8 protein-coding genes are annotated in these 11,544 nt (G+C 59.4%); 7 read left to right on the forward strand and 1 reads right to left on the reverse strand.

Annotated features, from left to right (window positions below; translation table 11 throughout):
- Positions 1-230: 230 nt before the first annotated feature.
- Positions 231-1,118, reverse strand: a complete 888-nt coding sequence (locus DBIPINDM_RS09565; protein WP_258585492.1) for a sugar phosphate isomerase/epimerase family protein — start codon at positions 1,116-1,118, stop codon at positions 231-233.
- A 477-nt stretch (positions 1,119-1,595) separates the two neighbouring features.
- On the opposite strand from DBIPINDM_RS09565, the gene DBIPINDM_RS09570 reads away from it, so the two are divergent.
- From DBIPINDM_RS09570 to DBIPINDM_RS09600, 7 genes are all read left to right on the forward strand, one after another.
- Positions 1,596-2,297, forward strand: a complete 702-nt coding sequence (locus DBIPINDM_RS09570) for a hypothetical protein (RefSeq protein WP_258585493.1) — start codon at positions 1,596-1,598, stop codon at positions 2,295-2,297.
- A gap of 151 nt (positions 2,298-2,448) precedes the next feature.
- On the forward strand, positions 2,449-4,068 hold the full coding sequence (locus DBIPINDM_RS09575; RefSeq protein WP_258585494.1) for a GMC family oxidoreductase: 1,620 nt from the start codon (positions 2,449-2,451) through the stop codon (positions 4,066-4,068).
- 257 nt (positions 4,069-4,325) lie between these two features.
- Positions 4,326-5,495, forward strand: a complete 1,170-nt coding sequence (locus tag DBIPINDM_RS09580; RefSeq protein WP_258585495.1) for a Gfo/Idh/MocA family protein — start codon at positions 4,326-4,328, stop codon at positions 5,493-5,495.
- Positions 5,496-5,586: 91 nt separating this feature from the next.
- Positions 5,587-7,239, forward strand: coding sequence for a GMC family oxidoreductase (locus DBIPINDM_RS09585; protein WP_258585496.1), 1,653 nt, complete (start codon positions 5,587-5,589; stop codon positions 7,237-7,239).
- 13 nt (positions 7,240-7,252) lie between these two features.
- Positions 7,253-8,266, forward strand: coding sequence for a glycoside hydrolase family 3 N-terminal domain-containing protein (locus DBIPINDM_RS09590; protein WP_258585497.1), 1,014 nt, complete (start codon positions 7,253-7,255; stop codon positions 8,264-8,266).
- A gap of 29 nt (positions 8,267-8,295) precedes the next feature.
- Complete coding sequence (locus tag DBIPINDM_RS09595) at positions 8,296-9,855, forward strand: GMC family oxidoreductase (RefSeq protein ID WP_258585498.1); 1,560 nt, start codon at positions 8,296-8,298, stop codon at positions 9,853-9,855.
- 57 nt (positions 9,856-9,912) lie between these two features.
- A complete protein-coding gene (locus DBIPINDM_RS09600; RefSeq protein ID WP_258585499.1) occupies positions 9,913-11,523 on the forward strand; it encodes a GMC family oxidoreductase in 1,611 nt (536 codons plus the stop codon).
- Positions 11,524-11,544 lie beyond the last annotated feature (21 nt).

The following is an 11,544-nucleotide window of genomic DNA, read 5'->3' on the forward strand; positions in this document are numbered from 1 at the left end:
GACAAACAGATCTGCCGCCGGCACGGCATCGGACTTCGACACGTGAAGGTGGACGACCAGCCGGACGCGTGCGCCTTTCGGTGGGTTTACGACAGCTCGCTTGTTTGCCACTTGGTCAATAAGATCAATCGGTTACGTGACAGCCGATACCATCAGCAATATTGAAAACTCGCAGACGGCGCCAATGCTGCCGCCACTCCAGGCATCTGGCCCGAATCGCAGCTTACTGGCTAGCTCAATATAAGGCTTGCCAGTTGCGCCCTCATTTGGCTGGCGACGTCATAGCTATTTTCCTGCTGAAGCTTCCGACAGAAAGTCTCAGAGCACCACCAGCCCGTGTATCCAGTGGCCTTGACGGCGTCGGTCCAGGCCTTGAGGTCAAGAACGCCCTCGCCCGTCGGTATGTCGCGTAGCACCGATTCGTTCGGAACACCGCCAGTAAATGGCAAGGAGTCGCAAACGTGGACTCCATAGATTAGGTTGCCGTCGATCCTGGCGAGGTCCTCAGGATGGTCCCCCGATGCATAGCAATGCCAATAGTCTACGACCATTTTGAGATTATCCTGGTTTGCTTTCCTCAGCAGCGTGACTTGATGCGCCAACGAGTTGAGGGGAGACCAAGCGAGGGCCTCAAGATATACGATCAGGTCGAACTCCCGCGCGATCTCGGCGAGCATCTTCAGATTTCCCGCGGTGATCTCGATACGCTCTTCTTCCTTGTAATCGAGCACGCCCCTGTAGCCCGCCTTCGGCTTAGCTTCCCTGAAACGCGCGACTTCAAGATGGTCTAGCGGGCCAGTAATGACTTGCACACCGCCTGCACCGACATGATGTGCAAGTTCAAAAATGGCGCGGGCGTCCGAAATCAACGACCGCGCGTCGTCGCCATGGCGCTCGATGTCCAGCACCGTGCCGATCCCGTAAACGGGAAGTCCGCTGAGAGCCGCTTTGAGATCAGCAACAGAATGATCCGCATTCAGGTAGCTTTGGACCTTGGCAGCCGTCGTCTCAATTCCCTTGAACCCAGCGTAGCGAGCCACGTCGACCTCGATGGCGAGCGTCGCATGCTTGGCGGCGGTCGTGTTGAATATCAGGGCGTTTTCGGCCTGGGGCATCATTGTCGACTTTCTGCGCGAAGGAACTTGCGGCGAAAAGCAGATCGTCCACCGGACATGCTAGCTCGCTTTGACAGGTTCCTCGACCCGGAAGGGCGACACAATTTCGCAAATCGATCATTTTTGACGCAGCTTGGCGTGGGGAGAATGTATGTCGTCAATTCTGCCGCGACGGGCTTTTTGGAACGTCGGCGGCCCTGCCCGCCCCTCTATCGCACAACCTGTGACATTGCGCTGCATCCTCGCGTCGTCGGCAAGTGCTCGAAGCGATGCGTCACTTTGCGCCAAGTATTGGAACGATGCGAAATTGTGATTGGCTTCGGCCTCCCCCAATGTTGTGAAAATCCAGTGTTCTGACATGGTTGGTAGGATACCCGCGCGCCGGCATTTAAGCGATCTGCGCACCGATGGAGCAGAGAACTTTGCTTCCCGATTCCATGGGCTTGGCTCCCGGTACCGTTTGGCTTTTTGGAGTAGGAAATGAACGAAGAAAATCGCAGCCGCCCGCTTTCCTTCGACGGGAAATACGTTCGGGCGCACCTGGTAGAAAACGTGCGCGATTATGCTGCTCACGGCGTGGTAACCAATCTTTCCAATCGGGCAATGATCGTTGGCGGCGATGTGCCCGGTGTCATCCCACCGTGGAAGTCGACGATCATGAGGGGCGGCAGAATCGCCGGAGCGGAACGGGTATCGATCGTCGACGTTCCGGACCCAACCAACCTCGGCGGCGTCATGTTTGACGGCTGGGATTGGTTCGGCAACCGCATGGCGGATTTTCCTCGTACCACGCCCCTTTACATCTCCAGGCACGACATCGTTGGCGAGGTGACACTCAATCCGTGGCGGTTCTCCAATCACCCGGAACCGGTCGACGAAACGGAACGGTACGATATCCAGCTCAATCTCTGGTGGGCGCCTGCTCGGACGGATGCGGTCATTCACAACACGCACTCCTTCCTGGAGATACACACTCAAATCTTCGGTCTCGGCCGCATCCAGATTTTCAAGGACCAGGCAGGAGCCGAGTTGTATCGCGAGATTTCAACCGCGCCGGGCGATACTCATGACCCGATCGTGAGGGTAACGGGAAGGCGAAACTATATCTATCCCTGGCACAGAGGCTGGACGGACGAGGACTGCATCTGGATGGCGATCGAACTGCATCCTAAGCAAGCCTAACCAACTTGCCCTTAACGGTCTGGCCTCGGGCAATGTCACCCCAAACCATTTTCCAGAGCCTTTTATTGCATAAGCCGGTCAAATCCTTGGGCATGCTTTCGCGTCCAAGCAGCGCGCATCGCGTCTGGTAGAACACTGGAGGAGGTTCAGGATGCAGGAAGCCTACGACTACATTATCGTAGGAGCTGGGACAGCCGGATGCATTCTGGCAAACCGGCTTTCGGAAGACCCGTCGAACCGGGTTCTTCTTCTCGAGGCCGGAGGGCGAGACAACTGGATCTGGTTTCACATACCAGTCGGATATCTTTTCGCGATCGGCAATCCAAAATCGGATTGGATGTTTCGCACCGAGGCCGAGCCAGGACTGAATGGCCGGACCCTTGCCTATCCGCGTGGAAAGGTCATTGGCGGGTCATCGGCGATCAACGCAATGATCGCGATGCGCGGACAGGCCGAGGACTATGACACATGGCGGGATCTCGGCTTGCCTGGCTGGGGCTGGAGCGATGTGCTTCCCGTGTTTCGCCGGCTTGAGGACCACTTCTTGGGCAATGGGCCGCATCACGGTGTCGGCGGAGGCTGGCGCGTAGAGGCTCCGCGGCTTTCATGGCCAATCCTCGACGCCGTGCGCGATGCTGCGATCGAAATGGGGATACCCAGATCCGACGACTTCAACACCGGCGACAATGAAGGCGCGGGCTATTTCCACGTGAACCAGAAGCGGGGCCGCCGCTGGTCGTCCGCGAGGGGCTTTCTCAAACCAGCGCTCGGCAGGGTTAATCTGGAGCTTGCAACCGATGTCCTCGTCGACCGGCTGCTGATAAAGGACAATCGCGCCAACGGGATCCGCTTTCGCCGCCCGGACGGGTCGCAGCACGTGGCCCACGCGCGCGGCGAAATAATCCTGAGCGCCGGAGCAATCGGCTCGGTTCAGATCCTGCATCGCTCCGGCATCGGACCGGGCAAGTGGCTTCAAGAGGCCGGCATCGACTGCATCATCGATCGGCCAGGCGTTGGGCAAAACCTGCAGGACCATCTTCAGCAGCGCGCAATCTATAAGGTCCGCGGGGCGCGAACTCTCAACGACACCTATCACTCCCTGTTCCAGAAGGCGTTGATGGGGCTGGACTACGCGGTCCGCCGGCGAGGTCCGCTGACTATGGCGCCGTCTCAACTCGGCATCTTCACGCGCTCGGATCCGACGCAGGTTCGTGCCAACATCGAGTTCCATGTGCAGCCGCTTTCGCTGGATAAATTCGGTGACCCGCTGCACCGTTTCTCGGCCATCACGGTCGCAGCATGTAATCTGCGCCCAACTTCGCGCGGCAACGTCAAGATAACGTCGCCTGACCCGACGAAGCCTCCGTTGATCAAACCCAACTATCTGAGCACGGACGAAGATCGTCAGGTGGCCGCCGATGCGATACGCGTCACGCGGCGGCTGATGAAACAGAATGCCCTGAGCCACCTCCATCCTGAAGAATATCTGCCTGGACCCTCTGTCGGCGAGGATGCTGCAGCCCTCGCCAAGGCAGCTGGTGACATAGGAACGACGATTTTTCATCCGGTGGGCACGGCCAGGATGGGCAAAGTGGCAGACAGGCAGTCCGTGGTCGATGCGTCCCTTCGCTTCTTGGGCGTCGATGGGCTTCGTGTTGTGGATGCATCCGTTATGCCCCTCATCGTTTCGGGAAACACCAACACCCCGACGGCGATGATCGCGATGAAGGGAGCTGACATCATCTTGGCCAATCGGAAGACGGGTGCCTAGGCGGCACCCTTTCGACACCGCGGTCGTGGAATTAGTCGTCGCCGTTTCAGCAACGGCACGACCGACGCGGGCCGGACCACGGCGCCCATGCCGTGCTGATGGCCCGATTGCTTCAATTTGCGTCAGTCATTTCGTGCCTGCGAAATTGCTGGCCATTTTGGTGCGTGAAAGGATGCGCAGAGTTCTGGAACAGGCCAGCTCGACCAGAAGGCAGCATCGATCAGGTTTTCAGACCGATGCTGAAGGAGGAGATGTCTATGGGCTTGTTGACGAGCGACATTCCGCGCAAGCGCCGTTTCCGCGCTGGAATGGTGGGAGGCGGCCGTGGGTCTTTTTTCGCAGGTATCCACAGGGCGGCCATACGCCTCGCAAACCGTTTCGACCTCGTGGCGGGGGCATTTTCCTCCGACCCGCAGACCTGCCTGGAGGCGGGAGAGGCCTTGGGTATATCAGCAGACCGGAATTACCTGAACTTCCGGGACATGGCGTCAGCCGAGGCGGCGCGAGACGACGCCATAGATGTTGCGATCGTCGTGACGCCCAATTATTTGCATTTTGAGCCGTGCAAGCTGTTTCTCGAGGCAGGCATCCCGGTCATATGCGACAAGCCGCTCGTCAATTCGTCGGACGAGGCTCGGGAACTTCAAAGACTGGCAGCGGCGAATAACACGTTCTTCGCCGTGACCTACACCTACACGGGTTACCCGATGGTCCGCGATGCCCGTGCGCGCATCCGTGCGGGAGAAATCGGGCAGATCCGGTTCATGTATGTCGAGTATCTGCTGGAATGGCTCGCCAACGGTCCCTCAAGCCTTGGCAAAGGCGCTGTTTGGCGTGGTGATCCGGCAAAGGCAGGCCTGACCGGTGCACTTGGAGACATCGGGACACACGCCTTCAACATTCTTGAGTTCCTGTCAGGGCAGCGATGCACTGCGCTTAGCGCCAAGCTGATGCAAACCATCGATTCGTTTGGTCTCGACGATACCGATGTGGTGCAGATGGAGTTCGACGGCGGGGCCAATGGGCTGTTGTGGGCTGCCCTCGCCGCGCCCGGGCACCGCAATGGTTTGCGTTTCAAGATAGTTGGCACGAAGGCAACCATTGAGTGGCAGCAAGAGGCACCGGAGACACTCCATGTTTCCCGTCTCGGCGAGGCTGACCTGATTTATCGGCGCGGACACAGGGACATGACCGCAGATGCAGCGAGCTCGATCAGCCTGCCTGCCGGCAATCCCGAAGCCTATTTCGAAGCGCTGGCGGTACTCTATTCGGACTACGCGACAGCCCTGGAAGCCGGCAGCAACTGGCGTGAGGCACTTCCCGTTCCGCTTACGGACATACACGAAGGGCTGCGCGGGGTGCTGCTATCCGAGGTCTGCGTCAAGTCCTCGTCGCTGAAGTCCTGGGTTCCCTTTCCCGTTTCTTGATGGTGACAAACACCATGCCGATCGATCCTCGCCCCCTGAGAAAAGACAGTCCCATTGACCTTGACCTCGCTTCACCAATGGCTGCGCTGACATGAGACGGCGTCCCGACTACATCATCGTGGGTGGCGGCTCCACCGGCTGCACGCTGGCCGGTCGATTGACGGAAGATGCGGACACGCATGTCACGCTCTTCGAGCAGGGACCGGCGGATCGCAACCCATGGATCCATCTCCCGGTCACCTACTACAAGGTGTGTAAAGGTCCGCTTCTGTCGCGATATTCCTACGAACGCAGCCCGGAGCAGGCACCGGCCGAGAGCCCGACGATGATCCAGGCGCGCGTGCTTGGCGGTGGCAGTTCGGTTAACGCGATGCTCTACGTTCGCGGTGTGCCCGACGACTATGACGGATGGGCCGCAAGCGGTGCCGACGGCTGGGGTTACGCGGATGTTCTCCCATACTTCAAACGCGCCGAGGGAAACAACCGTTTTCATGGGCACGCGCATAACAGCCAGGGACCACTCGGTGTGTCGGATGCCCGATACATACATCCCCTGACGAGGGTGTGGCTTCAGGCCTGCCAGCAGGCAGGATTGCCATACAATTCCGATTTCAATTCAGGCGACCAATCGGGGGTTGGGCTTTACCAGGTCACCACCCGGGATGGGCGGCGCTCTTCCGCTGCGGTTGCCTATATCCGCCCCGCGATGGGTCGGCCCAACTTCGACCTAAGGACGAAGTGCCAGGTTCGTCGCATTCTGTTCGAAGGACAGCGCGCCGTCGGGGTCGAGTTTGTAGAGCGCGGTACGCGCCACCGCCTCATGGCCGAGCATGAGGTCATCTTGTCGGCAGGCGCGATCGCGACCCCACACGTGCTAATGCTGTCGGGAGTGGGCCCTGCTGACCATCTTGGAGCTCACGGCGTTCCGGTCGTTTGCGACCTTCCCGGGGTTGGGCAGAATTATCAGGACCACATGGAAATGTCGCTCGTTTACAGCTTGAGCGGCCCCTACAGTTACGACAAATACAAAAAGCCATGGTGGGCGGCTAAGGCCGGCCTTGAGTATCTGCTGTTCAAAAATGGACCGGTGACGTCCAACGTCGCGGAAGCCGGAGGCTTCTGGTGGAGTTCGAACGGAACGACTAATCCAGACATCCAACTCTTTTTTCTCGCCGGCGCCGGTGTTGAGGAAGGCGTCGACACGGTCCCTGGTGGCAACGGCTGCACGATCAGCGTTTCGCAGACAAGGCCAAAGTCGCGCGGGTTTGTCGAATTGGCAGGCGACGATGAGAACCAACCGCCGCGAATTGTCCCCAACTATCTAACGCATCGAGATGACATTCGCTGTCTCGCAGATGGAGCTCGCCTCGTTCAGGACATTATGAAGCAGTCGGTGCTGTCCCGATACGTAGAACAAGGACACATTCCACCCAGGCCTCTCTCGACCACAGCGGAGTTGGACGCGTTCGTACGCTCGCAGGCCCATCCTGGCCTGCATCCTTGCGGCACTTGCCGTATGGGACGAGATTCCATGGCGGTGGTCGATCCGCAATTGCGCGTCCACGGCGTGGAAGGGCTCAGGATCGCGGACGCGTCGGTGATGCCGGACGTCATCTCGGGGAACCTCAATTCGGTCGCCATCATGATTGGCGAGAAGGCTGCCGACCTTCTCCGAAATCGGTCTGCCGCCGAAAAAGGCGTCGCCCAAGCCGACGCGCGTTCGCTCGAAGCACAGAGACTGTAGGACCGTTGTGAAGATGGATCAGACTTACCGCGATGCCTATGCCGTGTTGCTCCCGGCTTTCGGCGATGCCGATTTCACTGTGGACTCCGCGTCCTTCTTTCGGTCAGGCGGCGTCGCCTCGCTCCTCGGATCGACGCGCGAGGAGTATGTGGCACGCCGCATGTCGTCCGAACGGCAGCTGCACGAGACCCGGGAGCAATTCTTGGCGTATGCCGGTCGCGCTCGTGCTCTCGCTGGCGATGTGCTGATCGCTGTCGACTACGAAATCGGAGGCGTGCACCGTTTGCACCGCTTCGGGCCTCAGCTGGCGCACCCCCGTGATGTGCTGGAAATGAGCGATGAAGAGATCAAGGCCTTCGGTTCTGAAGCTGCGCGCGCGGCCAAGCTTTGCGGGGTCAATTTCTTTCTGGCGCCGGTTGTTGATCTGGTGACCGGCAGAAATCCGTGGTTGCGCGATCGCACCTTTTCCGCCGACGCCCACATCGTGGGTCGTGTCGCCAGCGCTTTCATCCGCGGAGTGCAAAGTGAAGGCTTGATCGCAACGGCCAAGCATTTCCCCGGTCATCCCCATGTTCCGGTCAATCCATTCGACAGCGACACAGTGACTGTGACGGCATCGTTGGAAGAACTCGCAGCGAATCTGCGCTGCTTCGATGCGACCATCGCGGCCGGCGTGCGCGCAATCATGACCGGTCCCATACCCGTTGATGCTATTGATCCCGATGAACCCTCCTCTACCTCGGCCAAGGTGGTAGCCATGTTGCGAGGGCCCCACAATTTCAAAGGCCTCATCGTTTCGGATGACATTGATCTGCCGGGCACATTGCGGGGCCGAACCGTGGCCGATGTCGCAATTGCGTCGCTGAAAGCCGGTGTCGACCTTCTGCTTCTCGCCTCCGGTCCTCAGGTTGATGAGGTTGCAGAGCTCATCGTTCGATCGGTCGAGGCCGGCGACCTCACAAGGGATTCGCTTGCTCGCGCGGCGAACGCTGTCCGTTCCCTGGCCAATGATGCTTGGCAAGCGTGAACGTCATTCCCCTTCCACAGGAAAAAAGCATGCGCATGGACCCACCCTCACCAGACGTTATCGTCATCGGCAGCGGAGCCGGCGGCGGTCCGCTGGTGCGGCGGCTGGCGGAATTGGGGCTGAATGTTCTGCTGCTGGAGCGGGGCGCGGCAGTGCCGCGTGAAGGCGACAACTGGAATGTCGGCAAGGTCTTCAAGGAGCGCAAGTACAGCCCTTTCGAGATCTGGAAGGATCGGTCCGGCAAGAACTTCCGCCCTTCCAGCTGGTATAACATTGGCGGATCGACCAAGTTTTTCGGCACCGTGATGATGCGCTTGCGCGAGCGCGACTTCGAGGCCGTCGAACACGCTGAGGGCGTATCGCCGGCCTGGCCTTTTTCCTATGCCGAGGTGGAGCCTTACTACGTCGAGGCGGAACATCTCTTCGGCATTCACGGTGACCCTTCGCTCGACCCGTGGGAGCCGCCTCGTTCCCAGCAGCTACCCTATGGAGCCGTTGGTTCGGAACCCTATGTTGCCCGGATCGAAGAACGTCTGCGTGCGAAGGGTCTGCACCCCTTCCCGCTCCCGGTCGCCGTTGACCTGCACCCGGGCGGCAAATGCGTGCGGTGCGGCACCTGTGACGGGTTCCCCTGCGCAGTTGGCGGCAAGAACGACGCGGAGACGCGGTGCATCGAGCCGGCCCTCAAGACGGGTCGTGTTACTCTTTGGACCGGTGCTTTCGTGCGCCGCCTGCTGCTGGCCAATGATGGCCGCACCATCAACGCCGTAGAGGTCGAACATCAGGGTAATATCAAGACGGTTTCGGCCGCTATATTTGTCCTGTCTGCCGGCGCGGTGAATTCGGCGCTGGTCCTTATGCGCTCGGCGAGCGGTGCGTTCGCGAATGGACTGGCCAACAGCACAGACATCGTCGGCCGTCATTACATGACGCACAACCTGACCACGATGATGGCCGTGTCAATGCGGGAGAACCCGACCAAATTCCAAAAGACGCTGGCCTTCAACGATTTTTACGACGGCGAATCCGAGTATCCCTTCCCGATGGGAAATGTCCAGACACTGGGGAAATTGCGGTCCGGCATGCTGGTCGCCGGGGCCAAACATCTGCCTCAGACCGTCGCCAGGGCCCTGACGAAGCGCAGCTTCGACATCCTGACAACGTCCGAGGACCTTCCGAACGCGGACAACCGTGTGATGCTGCGGGATGGAGACGTGCACATATCCGTCCAGGCGAACAACTTGAAATGCCATAGGCGTCTGAACAAGCGGGTCAAAGGGATTCTGCGCGACATCGGGTTTCCGCTGGTGCTTGCGAAGACGCTTCCGGTCAATTTTACGGCTGCTCAATGCGGCACCATCCGAATGGGCCTGGATCCTACGCACTCCGCGCTCGATCCCTTTTGCCGGTCTTGGGACCACCGCAATCTCTTCGTCGTCGATGCGTCGTTCATGCCGACCTCAGGTGCGATAAACCCGTCCCTGACCATTGCCGCGCAAGCCCTGCGAGTGGCGCAGCACATCGCGGCAGTGGAGTTTGGGATCTCGAGCGCCGCCAGCCATGGCCCCATTCAAAGCAGACTGCCCTGAACGGAAACCGCGACGCATGGCGAGGAACCGATTCCTCGCCGTCATAAGGATCTAGATATGCCGCACTTCATAATCATTGGTGGTGGATCATCCGGTTGTGTCCTGGCTGCCCGGTTGAGCGAAGATCCCGATGTTTCAGTGCTTTTGCTCGAAGAAGGGCCCGAGGACAAGAGTCCCTGGATTCACTTGCCGGTGACCTACTATAAGACGGGCCAGGGCAATCTGGTTGAGCGCTATCCTTGGACTCCGGGCCTGAGCTATAGAGGCGATCCCAATCCAACCATGGTTCAAGCGCGGGTTCTGGGGGGCGGCAGCTCGGTCAACGCCATGGTCTATCTACGCGGGCAGCCGCGTGACTACGATCAATGGCAGGCGGCCGGAGCTGAAGGATGGGGCTGGAATGATGTCCTTCCCTATTTCAAACGATGCGAATCCAATGATCGTTTCGCCAACGAATTGCACGGCACGGACGGCCCTTTGCCGGTTTCCGATCAGGAATTTACCCACCCCATGAGCCGCCTGTGGGTGCAGGCCTGCCAGCAAGCGGGCTTGCCATTCAACCCTGATTTCAATTCAGGTCATCAGGAGGGCTGCGGTCTCTACCAGATCAATGCGCGCAACGGGCGCCGCGGGAGTACGGCCGTGAGTTATCTGAAACCGGCTCGTAAGCGGAAAACCCTTACCGTTCAAACCGGCGCCCGTGTGTTGCGCATCATCTTCGAAGGCAAGCGCGCCACCGGTGTGGAGGTCATGCTCGGCGGGAAACGGACGCTGCTGCACGCAGATCGAGAGGTCATTGTAACCGCGGGAGCCATCAACACACCCAGGCTCTTGATGATCTCCGGCCTCGGCAGTGTCGACCACCTGAAACAAAACGGTGTGGAGCCGGTACATCATTTGCCAGGCGTCGGGCAGAATCTGCAAGATCATATTGAAGTATCCATCATTCACGAAGTGAACGGCCCTTTCAGCTACGATAAATACAAGAAGCTGCATTGGCAGGCCGCGGCAGGACTCGAGTACCTATTGTTCCGCAGGGGGCCCTGCACCGCCAATGTCGTGGAGGGTGGCGCGTTCTTTCGCTCGTCGCTCAATGAGCAGCGACCGGACCTCCAATGCTGCTTCATGCCAGGCGCCGGTATCGAGGAGGGTGTGGACACTGTTCCCGGGGGCAACGGAACGACCCTCAACATCTGCCAGACAAGACCAAAGTCCGTGGGCTGGATTGGCCTTCGCAGCAATGACCCCTTCGGCCTGCCCTACATCCAGCCAAACTATCTCAACGAAGAGTACGACGTTGATGTTATGTGCGAGGGTGTTGAGTTCGGGCGCGAGATCATGTCCCAACCTGTCATCGCCAAGCATCTGGCGCGCGAATATGCACCCGGCAACGTCCGTAGCCGCCAGGACGTTCGTGCATATGTGCGAAAGCAAGCTCACGCTGCGTTGCACCCGATGGGGACCTGCAAGATAGGGCGCGACGACATGGCTGTCGTCGCTGCGGATTTGAAGGTGCACGGGATCGAGGGTCTCCGGGTCTGCGACAATTCCGTCGGCCCGAACCTGGTTTCGGGCAACACCAACGGCGTCGCGATCATGATTGCGGAGAAGGCTGCGGATCACATCCGCACAGACCACGGCATGAAGGTATATGACAACGGCGGATGAAGACGGCGGGCGTGGGAGGCC

The sequence above is a fragment of the Mesorhizobium sp. AR02 genome (assembly GCF_024746835.1).
In the GTDB taxonomy this organism is placed as follows: domain Bacteria; phylum Pseudomonadota; class Alphaproteobacteria; order Rhizobiales; family Rhizobiaceae; genus Mesorhizobium.